The organism is Comamonas sp. 7D-2 (assembly GCF_022749555.1).
Taxonomy (GTDB): domain Bacteria; phylum Pseudomonadota; class Gammaproteobacteria; order Burkholderiales; family Burkholderiaceae_C; genus Comamonas; species Comamonas thiooxydans.
In genome coordinates this window covers 2,174,942-2,198,582 of record NZ_CP094238.1, presented here as the reverse complement: position 1 = coordinate 2,198,582, position 23,641 = coordinate 2,174,942, and the positions used below count along the sequence as shown (strand labels likewise).

The following is a 23,641-nucleotide window of genomic DNA, read 5'->3' as shown; positions in this document are numbered from 1 at the left end:
ACGAAGGAGACTGTGCTTGCAGGGCTCATGGTGATGGACTAAAGGTTCAGTCTTCGATTGTTGCGCCAAAAAGCGCCGCCACAGCCGATGGGCAGGACGGAAACCAGGCATGAAAGTAACTGGCCCGCACACTGCCATATTGATAAAGTGCCTCGCCACGGTCTGCCTGTACGGCTGCGCCGGGACGGCTGCTGCGCGTGAGCACCGGCATGGCCGTCTCCAGCCTTGTGTAGTGAAAGGTATGGCCGCGCAGCAAGCCCATATCGAGCGCCAGCTGCTGCATGCCCAGACCGCCAAGCCGGCTCTGCATCACAACCTGACCTGGCAGCAGCCCCCACATGGGCTGGGTGCTGCCGTCCAGGGCAGTTACTCCATCACACAGGGCAAGCATGCCGCCGCACTCGGCCCAGACGGGCTTGCCCTGCGCCATATGCTCTGCAATGCCGTCGCGCAACTGCCGGTTCTCATGCAGGGCCCGGGCATGCAGCTCCGGATAGCCGCCGGGCAGCCAGATCGCATCGCAGGGCGGCAGCGCATCGCCAGCCAGCGGCGAGAAAAAGCACAACTCGGCCCCCATGACACGCAGACAGTCCAGATTGGCGGGATAAATAAAGGAAAACGCCGCATCGCGCGCAATGGCAATGCGGCGGCCGCTCAGCCAATGCTCCACCCGAGCTTGATCGCCGGACATGTCCGGCGCTGCAAAGTCCACGCACCAGTCCTGCCAGCTGGGCTGACCGTCGTCCGAGCTCCAGGCCCGTTGCCCCAGGGGAGTCTGGGCCAGGGCGTCGGCCGCAGCATCCAGGCGCTGCAGGGCATCGCCAAGCTCGTGGGCGGCGATCAGGCCCAGGTGACGCTCCGGCAGCAGCGCCGCAGACTTGGCCTTGACCGCTGCATCGCCCAGTTGCACACCGGGCATGGCGCCCAGCCACAGCGACTGTTCGCGCAGGCCTTGCCTGAGCAGATCGGCATGATGGGCCGTGGCCACGCGGTTGGCCAGCATGCCGGCCCAGCGCAGACCGTCACGGTAATGCTGCAAGCCATAGGCCAGCGCCCCGAAAGTGCCCGCCATGGCCGAGGCATCGACCACGGCCAGCACAGGCAGACCCAGCAGCAGCGCCAGATCGCCAGCGCTGAAATTGCCGTCGAACAAGCCCATCACGCCTTCGACAAGAATCAGATCTGCTTCCTGGGCCGCCTCATGCAGACGCTGGCGCACATCCCCCTCGCCCGTCATCCACAAATCCACCGAATGCACGGGCGAACCGCTGGCCAGCTCGTGCCAATAAGGGTCCAGAAAATCCGGCCCGCACTTGAATACGCGCACCTTGCGTCCCTGGCGCGCATGCAGGCGAGCCAGGGCAGCCGTGATGGTGGTCTTGCCCTGGCCGGAGGCCGGAGCACTGATCAGCAACGCCGGGCAACGCAGGCCGGGTTCATGCATTGCGATGACTGTCATGGCCTCTTACCTGGCTTCCCACTTCACACCGATATAGCCGCTGCGGCCTTCGGTGGCATAGGTTCGGGCCAGCTCATAGCGCTTGTCGGCCAGGTTGTTGACGCGTGCCACCAGGCTCCATTCACGCGTCAGCTGCTTTTGCGCACTCAGATTCCAGAGCGTGTAACCGCCCAGCACGGTCTTGTTGGCGGCATCGTCAAAGCGCTTTCCGGCAGCCTGCATTTCGGCACCCAGCCTCCAGCCGGCCAGCGTGGTGTCGGCAGACAGATTGGCGTAGCGCTTGGAGCGGCGAGCCAGTTGCAGATCCTTATCGGTATCGCGCGGATCCTGGAGGTCCACCGAACCTTGCAGATTCACCATGGCCAAACGGGTGGTCGCGGCCAGGGTGATGCCTTCGTAACGAGCCTTGGCCACGTTGGCATAGCAGCCGCCGTAAGGGCCGGTATTGCCCGCACAGGAGCCGGTATTGCCTACATAGTTGATGAGATTGGAGACATTGTTGCGATAAAGCGTAGCCGAGAAGCTGTCGCTGCCTTTGCCCCATTTCAGGCCCAGTTCCACATTGCGGCCTTTTTCCGGCGACAGACTGGCATCGCCATATTGGCTGAAGCGCTGATAGAGCGTAGGTGCACGAAAGGCAGTGCCGGCCGATGCGGTTGCGCGCCAGTTGGGCATAAACTCATAGCCGTATGCAGCGCTGCCCGTTGTGTGGCCGCCAAATTCACTGTCGCGGTCATGACGGGCATTGAGCTGCAGTGTGTGCTTGCCAGCATGCAGGCCATAGCCCAGCGCCAGTGCGTTCTGAGAGCGATTGCGGCTGCCGATATCCAGGCCGTTGTTGACCAGCTTGTCCTCGCGGCGTTCCAGCGCAGCCGTCACGGTCTGCGCTCCCAGCCGCCATTCGTTCTGGAACAGATAGTTGTGCAAACGCGTATCGGTTTCATAGACACTGGGCTTGGTCTGGTAAAAATCGCGCGACTGCGTGTACTGCAGGCGCGTACTGTAGACATCGCTCCACTTGGCCAGCCAGTTCAGGCCTACCGCATTCATCTTGTAGATGCTGCGGTCGTCGGCCATGGGGCTGGCCTTGGAGACAGGGGCGTCATAACCCGCGTTCATATAGCTGGTCAGAGCCGTGGCTTCAACACGGTGATTGCTGTTGATCTGGTAGCCCACCCGCCCGTTGAAGGCGTTGCTGCGATAACCATCGGCATCGGGATTGAAGCCCGCAGAGGTCTTGGCATTGAAGCCGTTGCTGCTGGCATGCGAAACACCAAGGCTGTAATCCCAGCCGGCCACACCGCCGCTGACGCCGGTCTGCGCCTTCACCGTGCCACGACTGCCCCAGCCCAGGCCCACATAGGGCTTGGCTTTGCCCTCACCCTTTTTGGTAAAGATCTGCACCACGCCGCCCATGGCGTCAGAACCGTAAACAGCCGCAGCCGGGCCACGCAACACTTCAATTCGGTCGATCGCTTCCAGTGGGATGTCCTGCCAGGAGGCTCCGCCCGTGGACTGCGAATCCACTCGCACACCATCGATATAGACGGCTGTGAAACGCGTGTCGGCACCACGCAGATAAACGCTGGTGGTCGAGCCGGCGCCGCCGTTGCGCACCATCTGCACACCCGGCAGACGCGAGAGCACATCGGCCACACCCACGGCACCCGCAGTTTCAATCGTTTCACGGCCCACCACCGACATATCGGCCACCAGATCGGACAAAGGCTGCTCGATGCGATTGGCGGTGACCACGGTTTCTTTCATGTGCACCGCATCGGCCTGTGCAGCTGATTGAGCCTGTGCGGCAAACGCCACGGCCAACGCAGATGCCAGAAGAGTGGGACGGAGAACAAACGATGCGCGTGCGCGCGAAGCCACCTGCGCCATGCGCAGGGACGAAGATTGCGGACTCATGGAAAGCACACTTGAATACGCCCACATCAGCCTACCCGCCGACATTGAGCAAACATACCTGCACAGAATGCAGGCAACCCATGTTGGCCGGTATCCGGGCTAGGCGAATCATCCTCTTGCCGGCCTTCCCAGCGCGCAGCGCCAGTGGCCATGGGGAAAAAGGTGGAATGCCGCAGCATTCCATTCGCCGACCGTTGCGGGGGCAGCGCAGGTTCGGTGTGCCAGTGTGTCTGGCCAGCACCTCCCTGCTTCCCGTTGAACTGAGACCACAGAAAAGCGACCTCGAGCACCAACAGGCGCCCATTGTAATGAGCGCCACGCGGCGCAAATCCTTCATTCGGAGTAACCGAGCGCGGCTCAGGTGACGATTTTTTACCTTAAATATGCACTTGAGGTACACAGAACTTGTGCAGCACGCTACGATTTTGAGAGAAATATTGCAGTTTTACGATTGCGGCAGTCCAGCAGCCTGTGCTCCAGCGCAAACTGCTGAATTTGCCTGCACATTTATACTCACCCACGGACTGCAAGACCTACAATGGCAGAGTCTATGACCACCCAGCCCTCTCTTGATCTCATTGCCGAGCGCGTAGAGCGTCTGCTGGTGCGCCACGAGGAACTGCAGCGCACCAACACCCTGCTCACCGATCAGGTCATCGCTCTGACGCAAGAGCGCGATTTGCTGCGTCTGCGCCTGCAGGCCGCACGTGCGCGCGTCGATGCCTTGATCGAACGCCTGCCCGCCAACCAGGGAGAGTGACAGTCGTCACCCTCCATCACCAGACCCGCCACTGACGCCCATGAAGCAGATCGATGTGCAAATCATGCAGCAAAGCTATGTGCTGACCTGCCCCGATGGTCAAGAAGAACGTGTGCAGGAAGCCGTTCGCCGCGTGGATGAAGCCATGACCCGCATCCGCGACAGCGGCAAGGTCCGCTCGCGCGAGCGCGTGGCAGTGCTGGCAGCCCTCAATATGGCTTTCGACGTGCTTGACCGCGATGCCCAGCAAGCCCTTATGGCCAACGCCCAGGCAGAAATGCAGGCGCATGCTCAGGAGCAGTTCGCGCCCCACGAGATCAATGAGGCCGCCCAGGCTGAGCTGCAGCGCCAGCAGGAGCTTGCCGAGCAACTGGTGCTCAAGCTCGATCAGGCACTGGATGCTGACGCCAGGCTGCTCTGATTGGGTAACCTCAGCAGCAAAGCAGTCATGACCTCCGCGCGACTGCCAATACCCGTTAGAATAAAACCGTCTGCAAATCTGCCGGTTTTTATATTTCCTTGAACCAATGCTCAACGAGCATGGGCTTGATAAATCACCTATTGAGCGTGATCGTCTCGCGTCAGATGAACCCAACGATAGGTTGCTCTTGCCCACCTGAACCCCCGGTTCAGGATGACGAGCCGGTGGCATTTGCAGACACCTTTACACATACAAGCTGTTGATTTGCTTGCTTTCCAGCCATGAAGATGGCCTGAAGAATCAAACAAAGCCGAGCAATCGCAGGCAATTGAAATCAACAACTTGTGCATCTATCTGGATTGATGATTGGCCCGCGTTGCGGGCCTTTTTCTTGCCCAATAGACTGAAGCCATGCTTGCAGCCACCCTTCTCTGCCTCGTCATCGGCATCTCCGACGGTCGCACCCTGACCGTGCGCTGCGGTGAGCCTGGCGCTTATGAGCAGGTCACGGTCAGGCTGCAGGGCATCGATGCACCCGAGCGCAAGCAGCCATTCGGCGAGAGAGCCCGACAAGCATTGGCTGAGCTGACATTTCTTAAGGAGGCCGAACTGCGCTGCACCAAGACAGATCGGTACCAGCGACAGATCTGCTCTGTTTGGGTGACGCCTGCATCGGCACCCAGCGGGCCGCGCACGCTCGATGCCGGCCTGGCCATGATCACCCAAGGCATGGCCCGGTGGTACCGCGCCCGTGGCCACGAACAGTCTCCCCAGGCGCGGGGACAGTATGAGTTTGCCGAGCAAGAGGCCATGGCACGCAAAGTCGGGCTGTGGCGTGATCCAGAGCCGGCTGTGCCTTGCAGTCGGCGCACTCGCGCGGTTTTCTGCAAACCCTAAGTCGGTTGTCGCCCTAGCGAGCAGATCAGGATTTTCATGTTATTGCCCGCTGCACAGGGCGGATTCAACCGGTCGATGCAACACAAAGCAGCCGCTCCGAAGTGAAAACGCCAGCAAGCGTATGACATGATTCAGCGTCACCCTCGTCGCAGGCATACCCTGCCCCGCGCGCAGCGTCTCGCAGGCTGTGCGCCTTCCTGTTTGCCGCTGTCCACACCAACATCCCTCCGCCATGAGCACCGCCATCGCCCTTCAGCCCCGCCCTTTCATGACCGTGGATGTCTTCACGGCCGTGCCCTACCGCGGCAACCCCGTGACTGTAGTGCTCGATGGGCGCGACCTTGACGATGCACAGATGCAAAACTTTGCGCGCTGGACCAACCTGTCCGAGACCACCTTTGTCCTGCCCCCGACGGACGCGGGCCGCGCCCAGGGCGCCGACTATCGAGTGCGCATCTTCACCCCGACTGCCGAAATGCCGTTTGCCGGCTACCCGACGCTGGGCACCTGCCACGCTTGGCTCGCCCAGGGCGGGGTCCCCAAGCATCCAGAGCGCATCGTGCAAGAGTGCGCCAAGGGTCTGATCCCCATCCAGCGCTCGATCCACGGCCTGGCATTCGCCACTCCGGCCCACCAGGCCCTGCCCCTGCCTGACCATTTGCACCTGATCTACGAGGCTCTGGGCATAGACGCAGCCCAGGTGCAGGATGCCGCCCACCTGGACAATGGAGCACAGTGGCTGTGCCTGCTGCTGGACAATACCGACAGCGTTCTCGGCCTGGAGCCCGACTTGGCACGCATCAAGGCCCTGGGCCATAAGGTAGGGGTGGCTGCTCTGTATCGAGCCACCAATGCGATGCCACTGATCGGCAATGCCTGTCAGGAGACACAGGCACAGCTCGAAGTGCGCGCCTTTTCCACCACCGGTGTGGAAGACCCGGTTACCGGCAGCCTGAATGGCAGCCTGGCTCAGTGGCTAATCGCCCAGAAACATATGCAGGCGCCCTACGTGGCAAGCCAAGGGATCCGTGTGGGTCGCAACGGCCGAGTGTCCGTGCAGCAGGATGCACAGCAACAACTGTGGATTGGAGGCCACACAGTCACCTGCATGCAAGGCACGGTCCAACTATAAGAGCGCCCCCGATCCATGAGGCGTGCACCGACGAGCAATGCAGCCAACTTCAGCAGCGCCTCGTGGGCACCAATAGCGACTTGTACAAGTTGGCTGGCAACTTGACCAAGCTTGAAGTCCCCTTGAAGTGAGATGCAATGTACAAGGTGGCATTGCAGACGCCGAACCGGCGTCTGAACGGCTGGGCCGATTGAATCTGTCGCTGTTCGGTCGAGAAGACCGCAGTAACGTTGGTAGCTGGGCCTGAAGTAGGCTCAGCTCGAAAGCACCGCACGAACCAATGCCTCTACGTGGATTTCAACGGTATCAAGGCAGGGAACAGGGCTGTTGTGGTCACCAAGGATCAGCGGCAGTTCAGTGCAGGCGAGTGCTACATGGTCGATACCTTCACGTTGCTGCAAATCCCGAATGATGGCAACGAACTCCCGGCAAGTGTTCTCTTTGACAAGGCCATGCTCAAGTTCGGCCTCGATCTTGGCCTGGATTTGCGCAATCTGATGCTCACTGGGCACGATAACTTGTATGCCCCGATCTTCAAAAGGTGTCTTGAAGAATGTATTCGTCATGGTGAACACGGTACCCAGCAAACCGACTTTTCGCGCGCCTCGCTCCTGTGCCGCGTTGCAGGTGGCATCAATGGCACTCACTATGGGAACCGGCGACAGCGGGAGTATGCGGTCCAGAACGATGTTGGGCGTATTGCCAGTCAAACCCACCATGTCCGCACCACCGGCGGCCAGGCTGTGAATTGCCCCGAGCACATAGTCGGCAAGCTGCTCGAACTCGCGTTCACGACAAAGGCTGAACACCTTGAAAGCGTTGAGGCTTTCGATGGACAGGCGAGGCAGATTCTCCTTGCCCGTCTGTGTCTGAACGCCGTGAATGATCTTTCGGTAATAGGCCACGGTGGACTCCGGGCCGATGCCACCAATGAGGCCGAGTTTCTTCATTTCGCTGTTCCTTGAGGTAATTCCGGGTGATTGCCCATGGCGACATTCAGCGAGGCCGCTGAATTGCCTGCTGAAACGGTGCCAGCATGTGTTTCGATGAAGCGCCTTAGCAGCATCAACGGCGTTGGTGTCGGACTAACACCTTGCAGCATGGCTGCTGGATCCAGACCTTCCGCGCGCAGCACTTGCGCTCTTGCATTGATGCAGGCTGCCATGACTTCCGATGTGAACTCTGGATGAAACTGCACGGACACCGCGGTGGGGCTGTATCGGACTATCTGATGGGGATCGTGAGCTGAGCGAGCCAATGCCCTGGCTCCATTGGGCAGGCGCAGGATGGTCTGAAGATGTGTGAGGTGGGCCAGGAAGCGAGGTGGGCATCCGGCAAGCCAGTCGTCCGGCTCAGCAACCGCCAGTTGTTCGATTTCCAGACTCCCCATCTCTCTGCCGTCAGGGTGGTAGTCCACTGCTCCTCCCAGTGCATGAGCCATAAGCTGATGCCCATAGCAAACTCCCATGAGAGGCATCCCCTGTGCCACAGCCTGCCGTATCCATATGGCGGTCGCTTCGCTCCAGGGATGCTGATCGGTCACCATGGACCACGAGCCCGTGATGATCGCCGCACGGTGCTGCCCGGGCTCGGGCAGAGGTTCTCCTTCATACACCTTCACTATGTCCATGGTTTCGGGCCTGCAGCCGGCAGCTGCCAGAAACCACTGGGGAAGATCGCCTGCGATGACTCGAATGTCCTCGGGCGGCGTGCCCGCCTGGATCAGCAGCAAAGATTGAGAGTCCACGAGAAATGTAGGAAGGTGGCAAGACCTCACACTTTAGTGAAACAAATCCATCATGAATACTGAATTTCAATGATGAGAAAATCTCCAAATGAGAAAGATCGATCTGGAATCGTTGGCGTTCTTCAAGTCTGTTGTGGATACCGGTAGTGTCACCCAGGCTGCCAGGCAGATGAACCGCGTGCAGTCCAATGTCACCACGCGCATCCGCAATCTGGAGGAGCGTCTGGGCGTGCAACTCTTTTTGCGGCATGGCAACCGGCTCAAGCTCTCGGCCGAAGGCGAGGTACTGCGCGGCTACGCCGAACGGATATTGCGACTGTCGTCAGAGGCCGAGTCCGCAATGCTGCTTCGGGCGCCGCAGGGTACGCTGCGACTGGGCACACTGGAGAGCACGGCTGCGGCGCGACTACCTCCGTTTCTATCCAGGTTTCATGAGCGCTACCCGGATGTATTCATCGAACTGGTTACCGGATCCACATCACGGTTGTTGGACATGGTTCAGCGTTATGAAGTGGATGCAGCGCTGATTTCTGAGCCGTTTACGGCACCGGGACTGGCGACCCAGAAAGCATTCGATGAGGAACTGGTGCTCATCGCCGCACGCTCGGCTACCGGTGTGCTGGATTCGGAACAGTTGTCACGCTGCACAGTGATTGCATTCCCTGCAGGCTGTTCGTACCGTCGAATCCTGGAGGAATGGTTTGCCAGCATCGGAACTGCCCCTCACCGCGTTCTGGAGATGGCGTCCTACCACGCCATCGTGGCCTGCATTGCAGCCGGTACGGGCGTTGGCATCATGCCGCGCTCCATCTTGAGGGCCGTACATGCCGAACCACAGTTGCAAGTGCTTCCCCTGCCCAGACACTATGCAGAAGTGACCACGCATCTGGTCTGGTTGCCACAGCAGGAGTCAGCCTCCACGGAGGCGTTGAGGCAAATGCTGGCCGCCAACCGCCTAAAGAGTTGACCTTAAGCTCTTTGAGCTTAAGCAGCCGCTTCTGGTCGTTTCCGACCAGACACCATGCCGCAGCCGCAGCGGCCTGCTCCGAGTCACTCTCGCCTGACCGATGGGCCGCCGATCAAAATCGTCCACAAGCGCATCTACCGAACTTCTTGCAGCACCTGAAGTCCCACAACAACGATTAGCCCAAGCTCATCAAAGTGCCGCAGGAAGAACTGAGGCAGGCCAACCACGTCAACTCCTTCGACAAGCCCAATGATTTCCCTATTGAAATAGACGCCAACGCCACAGGCGTGATGATTGCGGTCGATGACTGGGAAATGCCTTTGGTTGAAGGATGCTGGACTTACCCAGTCAATACTATGCGATCGGAACCTCCCGGAGTGGCTGGGCGACACGAGCGCGCAGTGTCTACAGGAAGGTCCTTGGAGTGCCAGGTAGGAAATAGCGGCGTTCGCACAGGATGTGGTTCTTACTGCTTAATCACGGCGCCAGCCAAGGCCTCCAGAAGTGTCATCCCCGCCTGCCCACAGCGGCATGCTGCCTGGACCTTGATACGCTCCACGCCCCCATTCATAGCGCATATCACTGCTTCCCATCGTCCGCTGGGCACCTTGCTCTGGCATGTGTCCGGCATCACGCCCCGGCATCATCGAGCAACCCGCCAGCGTACTGACTACTGCTGCAATTAAAAGTAGCGCTTTCATGACAACTCCTTGAGAAGAAGGAGTCTTCAAGGCTATTCCTGAGGCGTGCGTCCGCTGTAAATTCTTGTTGAACGGCTACTTTGCTTACCTAATTCATACAACAGTCAGTATTGATGCGCTCTGTTTTTTGAAGCTTTGAAGCCATAAAACTTGGCTGTCTACTTGAGGTCGAGGCTGATCGGCTCTTTCTGGCAGGCTGATGAGCCCTTTGTTCCAGTGAAGGCACTGCGCGACGAATTCGTGTGCCCAGGCACGTATGCCGAGCGGCTGGACGAAAGGACCGTGCAGTGCCTCGAAGCAAAAGCTTGACCCTGCCATTCACCTACATGTTCTGAGCGCCATAGAAGGCACCATCACCTCCGGTCCAAGGACGTCCATTGTCGTCATGCATCCAGCGATCCCGGTCGCCGCTCATATTCATTCCGCCCATCGTCTGGCTGGAACTCTCGGCAGGCATAGACCCGGAACTACGTCCCGGCATCATTGAGCACCCTGCCAGCATGCTGGCAAGTGCCGCGATTAAAAGTAGCGCTTTCATAGCAACTCCTTAAGAACGTGGAGCATTGCAGGCTAGTCTTGCCGCGCGCGCTGCATGTAAGTTCTTGTTGAACTTCCTGTTTGCCTACCCAATTTGTGCACCGTCCCGGCTCAACCGGGCTTTTTTTGTTTCTGGATCGCAATGTTCAAGAGCATTTACCGCAGTGTTGTAGGTCGGCATGTCGAGTTGAAGGCGCCAGGAAACACTTCTACCGATATAGCCTTCCAATGGCTCTGGGTCACCTTGCCGTATGCACCGTTAGCGATCAGTTCGACCCAAACTTTGTCAGGTCACTCACCGTAATTTTCCGGGGCCGGAATTCGGGCAAACTGTTGTTTGCAACAACCAATCGCACCTTGGCGACCATTAACCGGCAATGGCTCACTCCCCTGAAAAAACACGCGGACCACCCTTGTGGGGCCCTAAGTCTTCATCGCCTCTTGCCAATGAAACTCAGCATTTCGAACGCTGGCGCAAGCGCACCTGGCAGTTGCACGCTTCGGTCCTATTGAGCCATCTATATGCCTTCATGCTATTTCTCGGCCACTGCTGGGCAGGCTACCGTTGCATGCAGTGCTGCTGTATGGGCTCTGGATAGGTGCAGGGATGGCCTTTATCACCTGGGCCTACGCCAGTGGCTGGAGCCAGACTCAGAGTGACCCTGGCTTATTCTTCTGGCACCAACTGGTCTCGGTTACAGGGGTGCTGGGCTTGCTTGTCGCAGCGCCTCAGGTTGCGTTCCAGGCACTGGTTATGCTTCTGGTCTTCAGTACCGACGGCTTTCTTGCACCGCGGCGTACAAGTTTCTGGATGACCTGGAGCTGCACGCTCATTGCAATTGCACTGGCTGTTTACTGGGTAGGGCCACAGATGCGCATGACCACCGACACCCTCATCGGGCAGTTCCTCACTGTCGGCGTCATGCTCGGAGCAGTCGTCCGATGCAGCGTGCTGGTCACCTACTTTCGTGGCATGCAATATCGACTCAGTGCGAGTAATGAAAAACTGGCCATCGCGCTGAAGCAGATTGAAAACTTGGTGCGCAACGATGACTTGACGGGACTGGAAAACCGCCGAGGGGTCATGGATCGACTGCAACAATGTATTCATGCGGCTCAACGCAGAGACGCCCCGTTTTGCATCGCAATGCTTGACATTGACTTCTTCAAACAGGTCAATGACCGTTACGGTCATGAAGGAGGAGATCAAGTACTTCGAGCCTTTGGACAACTTCTGTCCTCGCAGATTCGTGCAGCCGATTGCGCTGGCCGTTACGGCGGAGAAGAATTTCTTCTGGTGCTCTGTGACACACAACTGGCCCAGGCAGGAGTGCTGCTTGAGAGAATTCGCGAAAGCACAGAAGCACTCCCGTGGACACAGTTAGTGCACAAAGATCTGCGAGTGACATGTACGTTGGGTGCGACTCAGTATCGACAGGGAGAAACCACAGAAGCCCTCATCTCGCGCGCTGATGCTGCTATGTATCGAGGCAAGGCCGCTGGACGCAATCGCGTAGTTCTCGCATAGATCAAACTTTCGCTAGCCAAGACCCTGAGCCGTCAGATCACTTCCTTGTGAGTGATCATTCCCGCCCACTGCCTACCGCTATCAAGCACATTGCACTTCTTGATGCGGTCATGGACGCCGAGAGCCTTCACGATCGCAGCTTTCCTTGATACAGGAGGCGCCATTGCCAGGGCCAAGCCTTCGCGCCTGACTACCGATCCGATTGAGGCGAAGGGATGCGAAGGCCGCAATGCTCTTGCATTCTTTCCGAGCAGCGCCAGCATCACCGGCGCCAAGGCCGCGCCCGGAGATAAAACGTGCCATGCGCACAGCCGTTTTCAACATCCACTTATCGAGCCCTTCCTGCCATGCAGCGGAATTTTGTGCTTGGAAAAGCACATGCTCCCGACGCTCATGAATCGCCACTGCCTTGCTGGACTTATTGCAAGAGCAGGTACTGAGGCAGTTTGAATGTTTATGGCCTGGCATCTACGTCGCTGGAGCTCGATCAATATCTCACTACCGATGCATGTGGCATGCTTGGCACCATTCACATTTTTTAACCATGGAGGCTCAATGAAGATGAATATGCCGTGTATCCGCCCTCGTGTAGCAGCCTTGCTACTTGGAGTTTCAGGTCTAGCAGCCATGTCCAGTTCCTGGGCATGCACACGGCTGGTATTTCACGGAGCCAACGGCCAAGTGATCACTGCACGATCCATGGACTGGAAGAGTGACATCGTCAGCAACCTCTGGGTACTGCCGCGAGGCATGCAGCGCACTGGCGAAACCGGCCCCAATACTGTGCGCTGGACGTCCAAGTACGGCAGCGTCATCACTTCAGGCTATGACATTTCCACTACCGACGGGGTCAACGAAGCCGGTCTGAATGCCAACCTTCTATGGCTCGTCGAGTCGCAATACCCTGCATTTGGCACCAATAGCAAGCCAGGCCTATCGATTGCCGCCTGGGCTCAATATGTACTGGACAACTTTGCGACAGTGCAGCAGGCAGTGGCCGCGCTAAGTAAGGAACCATTCACCCTCGTATCCGACACCATGCCCGGTGAAAACCGGCTGACAACCGTACACCTTTCAATCTCCGACGCCAGCGGCGATAGCGCGATCGTGGAATACATCGCGGGCAAGCAAGTCATTCATCATGGTCGCCAATACCAGGTCATGACAAACTCGCCAACCTTCGACCAGCAACTGGCGCTCAATGCATACTGGAAACAGATTGGAGGCACCACAATGCTGCCTGGCACCAACCGTGCAGCAGACCGCTTCGCCCGCGCTTCGTTCTACGTGAACGCAATACCCAAGGATCAAAGCCCGAACAAGGCGCTCGCCAGCGTGTTCAGTGTGATTCGCAATGCCTCTGTTCCTTATGGTCTGAATACGCCGCAGGAGCCCAATATTTCCTCCACACGCTGGCGCACCGTGTTTGATCACGAGCGCAAGCTGTATTTCTTTGAGTCGGCACTGACACCCAACACCTTCTGGGTAGACCTGAAGGCACTGGACTTCAGCAAGGAAAAAGGCAAGGTCATGAAGATCGATCTGGGACCGGACCAGAATCACACTTATTCAGGGGATGCCACTGGCCAATTCAAGGCATCCGAGCCGTTTAAATTTCAAGGCATCTGATCATTTCTCAGCCAATGATTCTGCCCTGATACAAACCCGCACCGTGCGGGTTTTTCTTTCTGGAGCGCGATGTATCAGCCAATGCTGGCGGTCCGCCAACCCTGCTTCCGAGTTGCCACTGTCCTACCGCGAAAAGGCGTACCGACCCCATCCACTTGCACTCAGCGCACCCCAAAAGACCCCTGACTGACCAGCAAGCAGGAACCCTTCAATGGGCGCGTATCCCTAGTCCCATCAGACGATTTTCCTCAACTCCACCACTTCAAGAATCTGGCTGATGAGTTGCTCGATCTTCAACCGCTGCATCGTCCTTGATGCGCAGATTGGAGTGCAGGAGCATCAAGCCAGACCGAAGAATCTTGATTCGTCTGAATGTTCAGGATCCCTATCGCAAGGAAGTGGCATGTCGTATACGTTGACTGGTTTTGAAGGCAAAGTGGCCGTGGTCACCGGTGCAGGCCGGATGCGCAGCATCGGTCGCCCCATTGCACTGGCATTGGCGCAAGCGGGTTGTGATGTTGTCCTGACGGGCACGGGCCGCGCCCCCGACACCTATCCGGAAGATGAGCGCAAAGCGCATTGGCGAGATATCGAATCGGTGGCGGATGAAATCCGTCAGCTCGGGCGCCGCGCCCTGCCTGTGGTCTCCGATGTCAGCAATCCAGAGTCCATCGACGCATTGCTTGCACGCACGATTGCAGAATGGGGACGTGTGGATTTTCTGATCAACAACGCGGGCGCAACCCGCGGCGACGACCGCATCCCGGTGACGGAGCTATCCATCGATACATGGCATCGGGTGATGAATGTCAACCTGAACGGAACCTTCTATATGTCTCGTGCGTTCGCAAAACATATGGGGGCACAGGGAGAAGGCGGCGCCATCATCAATATCTCGTCGCTGGCAGCGCAGCTGCTGGCACCTGACACTGGCGCCTACGCCACCACCAAGGTGGCCATCAATGGCCTGACCACCATCATGGCGCGAGAGCTTGGCCCCAAGAAGATTCGCGTGAATGTCGTGGCTCCAGGCATCGTGGAAACAAGTCGCCTGGATGATGTGCCTCGCGGCAAAGTGTGGGACGACATGATCGCCGGCTACATCTCTCTGGGTCGAGCAGGTACCGGCGAAGATATCGCCCACTTGGTCGCATTCCTGTGCAGCGACCAAGGCGAATGGATCACCGGTCAGAACATCTACGTCGACGGCGGCCATCTGCCAACGCCACGACGCCCAGCATGAATTAACTGCACTCCAACCGTGAGTCGCATGAGTGGGCTCTGACAAGCCAGCTCAAGCAACAAACAGGCTCGCCATCGCGCGAGCTTTTTGCTTCCAGAAACGCCATGCGCACTGCACCATTAAGCCCCATACCCTCTACAGCCGCTTCGCAAGGTACAGAGCGGGCCGCTGCAGCCGCCAAGGCCGAATGGCTTGACGTCCAGATTCAAGAAGCAAGAAAGGTTGCCGCCCGACTCCTTCATGAGCACAGAGAGCCTGGCACAGGTCTCACATCACTCTATCGAGCTTGAATATCACCGACGCGAATGACGACAGGCCCCTGACCTTGATCGTGCTTTGTCGCAGCCAGCCCATGAATTGCTTGCCAATGGGCTCTGTATGCCGCCAGGTTCTGCCCCGCTCCAGCAAGTTCCTTGGCTCTCGTCAGACGCTCAAGTGCATCGCCACTGATAGCTGCTGATCGAGCCTCACCATTGGTCCTGTACTCAAACACAACCCTGCGCGGGCTCATTTCATACGTTGCGCCGGCATCCATTCGATCCATACATGCCTCACTGAATTAATCAGCCATAGTTTAACCATAGCTATCCGCTATGTGGCTTTTACTTTCTGGAGTCCTGCCCTCAACACTCAATCTGGTAAGCGCTGCGGCAGTTGCCATTCATCAATCTCCTCCAGCTTTCAAGAAGGCCAGGGACGAGCGCCGCCCTGCAACCCCTGCCCGTCGCGTGCTTTTCTCATTCGAGGAGCCGAAATGGAAAGCAGGATCTCCGACCATGCCGCAACGCATTGCAAACAACTGCCACCCTGTTCCCCTGCATGCAGCCTGCGCAGGAAACTCAGCCGACAGTGCTCGATGCTCTCGCCTCTGCAGCAAGCGTACTAAGCGACTAACAGGAAGGCTGCGACCGGCATTCGACAGCTCCAGACGTCGGTGGCGCATCTGCCTTCGCATTCAAACCTGGTTTCAACCTTGCAGGCAGCGTCTCCGCCGTGATAGTGCCAACCTTTAAGGCATGACCCAGCCAGTGAATGACGACTTCAAGCGCCATGACTGCGACTCCAACAACCACGAGGCGATGACGGATGCAAGCCCCACGCTGACAACAGCTTCCAGCCAGGCACAAGAAACAGCCCGCTTGCCGGGCCTTTTTTGCCTGCTTTCCGGGCTGGAATCAATGATTGCCCAACCAGGCCACGCTGTTGAGAAAGAGTCGCACCAGTTCGGTCTGACGACGTACCCCGGTCTTGGAGAAGATGGCGCGCAAATGGGCGCGGGCGGTATTGGGTTTGATACCCAAAGCCTCGGCCGCCTCCTCCAAAGACATGCCGTTGCTCAGATGCGTGGCCACTGCTGTCTCTGCAGGAGTCAGATGAAAAAGCTGCTGCGTGAGCTTGACGGGCGGCTCTGCCTTGCCCGTCGTATCACGCAGAAAAACCGCTACGCTGGGACGCTGCTTGCCTTCAGTCCATTCATCGGGAGAGATGCTTTGCACCACCACGCCCCAGTTGAGTTGGCCGGACTGGCGAGTGATGGACATGCCCTCGGTCATGGAGACGCTCTCCAGCTTGGGAGAGAGCAAGGCATCGCGGATCAGACGCTGCAGCCGGCGATTGTCATTGGCATAGACGGCCTCGAGCGCACCGTTGTTGACCCGTATTCCATCGCCCACGTTCAAAATGGTGGTGGCTGCTGGGTTGGCTTCGATCATTTTCCCCGTCTGATCGAGAATGACCACGCCCATCATCAGCTGCGCAGTGGCACGCCCGTATAGCGAAATGACCTGCCGGTCACGATGCAGATTCAGCTGCATGTTCAACACCCGCTTGAGGTGCGGCACCAACATGCGCACCACGTCCAGATGTGTTGACTCGAATGCTCCCGCCGCCGCAGGCCGCGTGATACGCCAACCATAGGAGCAGCCGTTATCGGTCATGACATCCACGGCCAGAATGTGCTCGATGTCCACCCCCTTGCACCAGTCGGTGTAGTAGCGACAGGAATGCCATTCGGCTTCCGTCATCACATCCAACAGGGTGAGCACCTTGTCCTTGGCGATACCGAGAAACGGGCTCCATTGCGCATAGGGGTCGTAAGGAATGACTTCGGAGCGACCGCTCGATGCTGAAATCACCCAGCCCACATTCTCACCATGAGGGTCGCGCACCACAAGCGAGGCGTAGTTGCCATTGGCGCTTGAGCGCAGCAGCTCCAGAAATACCTTCCAGTTCTGCGGGTCCATGGCTGACTCGTACAGCGCAGTAATCAGTTGACTCAGGGATTCGGTACCGATGACCGGGACCTGTTCCGGCGAAGAAGCTGCCTCAGGCTCCACAGCATACGGGACGGGAAAGCCGGTGACGGCCTGAAGAGCATCCGAGCGATAGTTGTAGAAATCAAAAGTTGCGTAATCGCTTTTGGGCATTTGCTGTCTCAAAAAATCCGGCCCATCAAATACCGCACAGTTACTCAACTCTGCGCGCGTTCTTCATTGATGCACGCACCCGGAAGTCGGCCCAAGAAATGCCTTGATTTTGCTGAGCCCCCACAAACTGCGCATCGTCAAATCAGACGATAGGAAACCTAGCAAAAAAGCATGTCCTCCAACTATTGCAGACCTGCAATATGAATGCCACTGGCATCGTCACCCGACGAATACGGCTGAACTCTCGGCTCCTGCTCGGATGCACCCTGCTCCAAGCGCTTTCGGAATTGCTCCGCAGGCAAGGCTGGCGAGCACAGATAGCCCTGAAAGTAGTCACCCTGTAACTGCTCAATTGCCTGGCATTGCTCCTGCGTTTCCACACCTTCTGCCACAAGTTCCACGCCCAATGCCTGCCCCATGCTGATGATGGCGCCCACAATGGCCTTGTCTCCCGCATCGTGCGGCAGGCCGCGCACAAAACTCTGGTCGATCTTGATCTTGGAGATCGGCAGTTTTTTCAAATAAGCCAAGCTCGAATAGCCGGTACCGAAGTCGTCAATGACCAGGCCCACACCCAGTTCTGCGATCTGATGCACGCGCAAAGCCATTTCCTGCGCCTCCTGCAGCAAAATGCTCTCGGTCAGCTCCAGCTCCAGCCACTGTGCCGGCAAGCCGCTGGCTTCCAGCACATATTTGAGGCGATCCACAAAGTCCGGCTGCCTGAACTCCAGCGCGGAGACATTCACCGATACCTTGACAGGCATGTCCATAGCCAGCCAGCGCGCCGCCTCTTGTACTGATTGCTCCAGCACCCAGGCATCCAGCGCAACCACATAGCCGGACTCCTCCGCCAAGGGAATGAAGGCTGCAGGAGAGATCACCCCCAGCTCGGGGTCCGTCCATCGAAGCAAAGCCTCTGCCGCCACAATGCGACCCGAACGGATATGTACCTGTGGCTGAAAGTGCACGGCCATATGCCCCTTGTCCAGCGCCTGGCGCATGGCATGCTCCAGCTTCATGCGCGAGAGCAGACCCGCACTCATTTGCGGCTGGTAGAAACTGAAATTGCCGCGTCCACGCTCCTTGACACGATACATGGCGATATCGGCCTGACGAATCAGCTCGTCCAGCGTCAAACCATCCGCCGGAAATTGCGCAGCCCCAATGCTGCACTGAACGGAAAAGCCCAGGCCGTCAAGCATGAAGGGCTGGCGCATTTCGTCCAGAATACGGGCAGCCACGGCCGAAGCCCCTTCCCCCGTGCAATCATGCAGATAGAGAACAAATTCGTCCCCGCCCTGACGGCACAGCACATCCGCAGGGCGCAGCAGTCCGCTCAGCCGCTGAGCAACCAGCTTGAGCACCCGGTCGCCGAAGTCATGGCCCAATGAATCGTTGATGATCTTGAAACGATCCAGATCCAGAAACAGAATGCTGAAGGGCTGCTGTGTGAAGCGCGCAGCAGTGATTGCGGCTTGCACGTGACGGCTCAGACTCAGGCGATTGGGCAGCCCTGTCAACGCATCACTGTAAGCCAGCTGCTCAATCTGCTTTTGGGCACTGCGCTGCATGGTCATGTCGCGCATAAAGCCAATGCTTTGTACCAGGCGCCCATAGCCGTCACGCAATGCCACCCAGGACAGCCAGACCGCGCAGCGCTGACCTTCACTCTGCTTGAGCCAAAGATTGCCCTCCCAGAAGCTGCCCACATCCCAGCGCGCAGCGGCCAGCTCCAGCAGGTCGGACACAGGCCCTCCCTCGGACTCGAACAGAGTCCAGGCAGCGAGCCCCAGCACCGCCTTGCCATGCAGCAACTGCCCGCCGGCCGGGTTAACCTGAACGATGACACCATTGGCATCGGCAATGAAGATACCGTCCAGGCTGGACTCGAACACTCTTGCAGCCAGACGTAGTTCTGTCGCCGAGCTGGATTCCACCGTGATGTCTCGATAGGAGTAGATACGCCCTATCGCCACACCGCGACTGAGCTGAGGCACGGAGCGGCGCTCCAGCACCCTGCCACTGAGCAGCTGCAGTACCTCCGAGGTTTCAGGAGCCGACAGGTCCTGCGCATCCTGCAGAAGAGTGAACTGACTCTCGCTGCTGATGGTCTGCGCTTCCAGATGGGCAAAGACGGCCGCATCATCTCGCTGCACGAGCAGTGGTTCGGGTAGTTGCCACAGCTCCGCGAAACGGTGATTGAATGCCCGAATGCCGCCGCGCAGATCACAGACCAGCATGCCATCTGCAGCGGACTCAAGCGTCGCCCGCAACTCTGCAAGCAGCATGTCCAGTTCGCTCTCGTGCCGCAACTGCTCGCTGCGGTCGAGCATGGTGAGCATCAACCAGCGCGGATTCAGGGCGATGGAGCCCACCCCCATCTCCACAGCTGTCAATGAACCATTGGCTGTACAGATTTCTGTGAGAAATTTCGCCCCACCCACCCAGTTTGAGGCATCCTGCCAGAACGCCTTTTGCACCAGGGAGGCACACAGCACATCGACATACTGCTCCTGCGCCTGCTCGGGCGTGTAGCCCGTGAGCTGCATACTGGCTGCATTGGCATGCACGACACGCAATGTCTGCGCATCCAGCAGCCAGACCGCCTCCTGCAAACCATCGAGCATGGAGGCAAGCAGAGGGTCAATCAGAAAACTCTGCTGCAAAGTCACGCGAGGTCTTTCTCGGCAGCAGGTGCTGCAGAACTGTCAAAAAAGTAGCAAAGACGCCTTTGCGGCTGTAAAGCTTCTAACGCATTTCGAGAAAGCTGATTTCGCGTCAAGCCCCGGCGAATACCCAAACCCACATACTCAAGCAAATCTACGAACCGCAGCTTCTGCGGCGCCTGCATGTCATAGGTCAGCACCTTCGGCTTGAGCGACTGGCTGGTGTTGACAGACACCACCACGCCCATCCGCCCATCGCTTAGTTCCACCAAAGAGCCCGGTGGATAGACCCCCAAGGTCTGCACGAATGCCTTGAGCACATCGGGCGCATATCGCTGGCGATACTGTCCGTACAGTGCAGCCATGGCTTCATGAGGCGTCATTTCGTTGCCTTGCAGTGGCAAATTGCACAAGCGCTCAAAATTATTGACCAGCGCCAGGATCTGTCCGGCAATGTCCATATCTTCGGCCAGCAAGCCAAGTGGAAAGCCTGACCCATCGGCCCATTCATGATGCTGGGCGATGGCCGTCGTGACGGAAGGAGGATAGCCCATGGATAGAGCCAATGCCACCGACTCTCCGACATGACGCGCATACACGGTCTCTCGCAGAGGCGTGCGGCCCGTGCCCTGATTCAGTGCATTGGCCGATGCGGAAATCTCAAGCCCCGGCTTGCCGATGTCATGCAACAGGGCCGCCGTGCCCAGATCCTTCAATACGTCATCGCACAGGCCCAGCGTCTTACCCAGCAACAGGCTCAGCACGGAGACATTGACACCATGTACGCCAAAGGTGGCGCCCCCCGTATCCGCGAGCAGATGCAAACTCAGATCACGAGCCTGCGCCAGTTTGACGACTTGCTGTGCAACCAGCATATCCGTCGTTGTCCGCGCCTTCTCGGGGTTGACAGGCAACAAGGCCTGCACGTCATCAAATACGGAAACCGCGCCCAGAAACCTGGACTGCACGCCCAAAATACTGTTACGCCAGGCATGCGCATCGTTCTCGGGGGGGGCAGGAGCGGGTTGAGGGTCTGCTGTCGGAGGCGCTGCCGCTTCCTCCAGATCGCTTCTCGATAGATCGACCTGAACTGCCTTGAGCTTCAGGGTCCTGAGTGTCTGCAACTGCTCGTCATTGACAATCTTGAAGCTGCTGACGGGAAACGGATGGCGCAACCAGCCGGTCTCCAGATGGACATACATGCCGATACGCAGTTGTCCGATATCAATAGCAACGAAACGATTCACTTTGAGCGCTACACACAAGATGAGACATTATTCCGCAGTTCCATGACTGCTCAAGCATGACTAGGGTCTGTTGGGATGCAAACAGCGTCAACAACCCCCTCTTGTGTGACTTATCGGCACCAAAGACTGGGTTTGTAGACCAGGTCCATCCACAAAGCCCAACTCGCAACGCCAATCAGCATCAGACCTGCAACTCTGGTGCCCCACCTGGCCCGCAATGCATTGACATGCGACTGCCCCAGTTGCCACAGCCAGGGCCCCGCCAGCAACCACAGTGCACCACCAACGGCAAAGGCTGCCATGGACAAAGCACCTTGCCAGGCGCCGCCACTCAAGGCCGCCACCAACACCGCCGAATACAGCAAACCACAAGGCATCAGTGCCCAGGCAAAGCCCGCTGCCAGACTGCCGCCCGGCGCGGTGACCCAGGGCTGAACCCTGGCCCAGACGGAACGCCCCGCCCGCTCCAGCCAGGCTGGCTGCCGCGCCTGCACCACCATGGCCAGCCCCCAGGCCATGACCGCCACATGCATCAGCGTCCAAAGTCTCTGCAATGCCGTTGTCTGACTGGTCAGCCAGGCCAGACTTTCCATGGCCACGGCCGCGATCCCGCCCAGCAGGGCATAGGCAGCGATGCGCCCCAGATGAAACAGGCTGGTACGCAGCCATTGGCGTTTTTGCAGGCCGAGCACGACAACTGGCTGCCCGCCGCCGACAGGCTTCGCTGCTGTGACCACACTGCAGGGGGCAGCGCACATCACAAGACAATGGGGCCCACCCACGAGCCCCATGATCAAAGCAGTCCAGACCAGCGAAAACAACATGTGCTAGATGATGCGCGAAAAGCGGGCGCGGTTCCGGTCGGCCTGCAAATATCGGTCAAACAGCATGGCTACTCCGCGCACAAAAAACCAGCCCAGGCCAGTGACCTTGAAGCCCTCGACGGACAGCTCGACCAAGCCATTGCGCTGCATCTCTGCCAGCGCATCCAGCTCCGCAGCGAAGTACTCGCGGAAATTGATAAGCCAGGCCTGCTCCATGGGCTCATACAGGACGGAGCCCTGGCACATGATGGACATGATGACGGCTCTGCGCACCAGATCGTCACGCGAAAGCGCCAGTCCGCGCTGCACGGGCAGCATGCCTCCATCGACGGCATCGTAATACTCTTCAAGAGTCTTGACGTTCTGGCTGTAGGTCGCACCCACCTTGCCGATAGCCGATACGCCCAGTGCAATCAGATCGCAATCAGGCTGGGTGCTGTAGCCCTGAAAGTTGCGATGCAGGCGCCCCTGGCGCTTGGCAATGGCCAGAGAGTCGTCAGGCAGCGCAAAGTGGTCCATGCCTACATAGACATAGCCGCCATCCATGAATGCGTCAATTGCGCCGGAGAGCATGTTCAGCTTGTCCTGTCCCATGGGCAGGTCTGCCGATTCGATGCGCCTTTGCGGCTTGAAGCGCTCGGGCAGATGCGCATAGGCATACAGTGCAATGCGATCGGGGCGCAGCTCATTGACCTGTGCCAGCGTGCGCGCAAAAGACTCGGGCGTCTGCCTGGGCAGCCCGTAGATCAGGTCCACGTTGATGGAGACAAAGCCCAGGCGGCGCGCCTCGGCCACCAACGAAAAGACTTGCTCGGCGGGCTGCTCGCGGTGCACCGCTTTCTGCACCGCGGGATCAAAGTCCTGCACGCCAAAGCTCAGGCGATTGAACCCCATGTCCTTGAGAGCTCTCAGCCGCTCGTTGCTGACGGTGCGCGGATCGACCTCGATGGAGTACTCGCCCGCGGGATCCAGCTTGAAATGTTCACGCATCAAAACCATCAGCTGCTGCAACTCGGCATCGCTGAAAAAGGTCGGTGTGCCTCCGCCCAGATGCAGCTGGCTTACGAGTTGACCTTTGCCGCAATGCTCGGTATGCATGGCCAGCTCGCGGCTCAGGTAGTCCAGATACTCGGCAGCCTTCTCATGATGCTTGGTCACGATCTTGTTGCAGGCGCAGTAATAGCAAAGCGACTCACAGAACGGCACATGCACATAAACGGACAGGGGCAAAGCGCGCGAGCCAGAATGCGTCTTGCGCTGCTTGAGTGCCAGTATGTAGTCGTCTGCACCAAAAGCCTCAACAAAACGGTCGGCTGTTGGGAACGATGTGTAGCGTGGGCCGGGGATATCAAAGCGGCTCAGCAACTCAGGCGTGACTGCGGTCATAACTGGGAGTTAGGGTGCGCCCACACTCTGTATAGAGCAGATTTCAATGGAAATCAGATCCTGAAAATCATGCCCAAAATAGGCAAAAGCGCATGTTTTTGAACGAATACAGGCAATGTGCCCCAAGGCAATCACCCTGTCCTTGATGAAAATC

Annotated in this window: 17 protein-coding genes and 1 riboswitch; of the genes, 8 read left to right on the top strand and 9 right to left on the bottom strand. The window is 58.3% G+C overall.

Annotation, left to right across the window (positions count from 1 at the left end):
- Window positions 1-46: 46 nt before the first annotated feature.
- Window positions 47-1,459, bottom strand: coding sequence for a cobyrinate a,c-diamide synthase (locus MPZ60_RS10145; protein ID WP_034351826.1), 1,413 nt, complete (start codon window positions 1,457-1,459; stop codon window positions 47-49).
- A gap of 6 nt (window positions 1,460-1,465) precedes the next feature.
- On the bottom strand, window positions 1,466-3,376 hold the full coding sequence (locus MPZ60_RS10140; protein WP_034351825.1) for a TonB-dependent receptor domain-containing protein: 1,911 nt from the start codon (window positions 3,374-3,376) through the stop codon (window positions 1,466-1,468).
- Window positions 3,377-3,443: 67 nt separating this feature from the next.
- Window positions 3,444-3,685: riboswitch (cobalamin riboswitch) on the bottom strand.
- A 241-nt stretch (window positions 3,686-3,926) separates the two neighbouring features.
- Between MPZ60_RS10140 and MPZ60_RS10135 the strand changes: the two genes are divergently transcribed.
- The 4 genes from MPZ60_RS10135 (at window position 3,927) to MPZ60_RS10120 (ending at window position 6,586) form a co-directional block, all read left to right on the top strand.
- Window positions 3,927-4,136: a hypothetical protein gene (locus MPZ60_RS10135; RefSeq protein ID WP_003063053.1), complete on the top strand. Its 210-nt coding sequence runs from the start codon at window positions 3,927-3,929 to the stop codon at window positions 4,134-4,136.
- 40 nt (window positions 4,137-4,176) lie between these two features.
- Window positions 4,177-4,557, top strand: a complete 381-nt coding sequence (locus MPZ60_RS10130; protein ID WP_034351824.1) for a cell division protein ZapA — start codon at window positions 4,177-4,179, stop codon at window positions 4,555-4,557.
- Window positions 4,558-4,968: 411 nt separating this feature from the next.
- Window positions 4,969-5,454: a thermonuclease family protein gene (locus MPZ60_RS10125; protein ID WP_034351823.1), complete on the top strand. Its 486-nt coding sequence runs from the start codon at window positions 4,969-4,971 to the stop codon at window positions 5,452-5,454.
- A gap of 232 nt (window positions 5,455-5,686) precedes the next feature.
- Window positions 5,687-6,586: a PhzF family phenazine biosynthesis protein gene (locus MPZ60_RS10120; protein ID WP_034351822.1), complete on the top strand. Its 900-nt coding sequence runs from the start codon at window positions 5,687-5,689 to the stop codon at window positions 6,584-6,586.
- A gap of 254 nt (window positions 6,587-6,840) precedes the next feature.
- Here the strand turns inward: MPZ60_RS10120 and MPZ60_RS10115 are convergent, their stop codons facing one another.
- Both MPZ60_RS10115 and MPZ60_RS10110 read right to left on the bottom strand, forming a co-directional pair.
- Window positions 6,841-7,536: an aspartate/glutamate racemase family protein gene (locus MPZ60_RS10115; RefSeq protein ID WP_034351821.1), complete on the bottom strand. Its 696-nt coding sequence runs from the start codon at window positions 7,534-7,536 to the stop codon at window positions 6,841-6,843.
- Window positions 7,533-8,333, bottom strand: a complete 801-nt coding sequence (locus MPZ60_RS10110; RefSeq protein WP_242607145.1) for a glutamine amidotransferase — start codon at window positions 8,331-8,333, stop codon at window positions 7,533-7,535. The genes MPZ60_RS10115 and MPZ60_RS10110 overlap by 4 nt, the downstream gene beginning before the upstream one ends.
- Window positions 8,334-8,421: 88 nt before the next feature.
- On the opposite strand from MPZ60_RS10110, the gene MPZ60_RS10105 reads away from it, so the two are divergent.
- From MPZ60_RS10105 to MPZ60_RS10090, 4 genes are all read left to right on the top strand, one after another.
- On the top strand, window positions 8,422-9,300 hold the full coding sequence (locus MPZ60_RS10105; protein WP_034351819.1) for a LysR family transcriptional regulator: 879 nt from the start codon (window positions 8,422-8,424) through the stop codon (window positions 9,298-9,300).
- A 1,845-nt stretch (window positions 9,301-11,145) separates the two neighbouring features.
- Window positions 11,146-12,066, top strand: a complete 921-nt coding sequence (locus tag MPZ60_RS10100) for a GGDEF domain-containing protein (RefSeq protein ID WP_034351817.1) — start codon at window positions 11,146-11,148, stop codon at window positions 12,064-12,066.
- 555 nt (window positions 12,067-12,621) lie between these two features.
- On the top strand, window positions 12,622-13,695 hold the full coding sequence (locus MPZ60_RS10095; RefSeq protein ID WP_034351815.1) for a linear amide C-N hydrolase: 1,074 nt from the start codon (window positions 12,622-12,624) through the stop codon (window positions 13,693-13,695).
- 277 nt (window positions 13,696-13,972) lie between these two features.
- Entirely contained in the window at window positions 13,973-14,938 is a 966-nt protein-coding gene (locus tag MPZ60_RS10090; protein WP_242607144.1) for an SDR family NAD(P)-dependent oxidoreductase, read from the top strand.
- A gap of 1,175 nt (window positions 14,939-16,113) precedes the next feature.
- On the opposite strand, the gene MPZ60_RS10080 is transcribed toward MPZ60_RS10090, so the two are convergent.
- From MPZ60_RS10080 to hemN, 5 genes are all read right to left on the bottom strand, one after another.
- Window positions 16,114-17,364, bottom strand: a complete 1,251-nt coding sequence (locus MPZ60_RS10080; protein WP_034351813.1) for a helix-turn-helix transcriptional regulator — start codon at window positions 17,362-17,364, stop codon at window positions 16,114-16,116.
- Window positions 17,365-17,546: 182 nt separating this feature from the next.
- Complete coding sequence (locus MPZ60_RS10075; protein WP_034351812.1) at window positions 17,547-20,036, bottom strand: bifunctional diguanylate cyclase/phosphodiesterase; 2,490 nt, start codon at window positions 20,034-20,036, stop codon at window positions 17,547-17,549.
- Window positions 20,033-21,295 carry an HD-GYP domain-containing protein gene (locus tag MPZ60_RS10070; protein ID WP_242881754.1) on the bottom strand — a complete coding sequence of 421 codons (1,263 nt, stop codon included), beginning with the start codon at window positions 21,293-21,295 and terminating at the stop codon, window positions 20,033-20,035. The genes MPZ60_RS10075 and MPZ60_RS10070 overlap by 4 nt, the downstream gene beginning before the upstream one ends.
- Before the next feature lie 92 nt (window positions 21,296-21,387).
- A complete protein-coding gene (locus tag MPZ60_RS10065; protein WP_034351810.1) occupies window positions 21,388-22,101 on the bottom strand; it encodes a sulfite exporter TauE/SafE family protein in 714 nt (237 codons plus the stop codon).
- A 3-nt stretch (window positions 22,102-22,104) separates the two neighbouring features.
- Window positions 22,105-23,487, bottom strand: a complete 1,383-nt coding sequence (gene hemN / locus MPZ60_RS10060; RefSeq protein ID WP_034351809.1) for an oxygen-independent coproporphyrinogen III oxidase — start codon at window positions 23,485-23,487, stop codon at window positions 22,105-22,107.
- Between the last annotated feature and the right edge of the window lie 154 nt (window positions 23,488-23,641).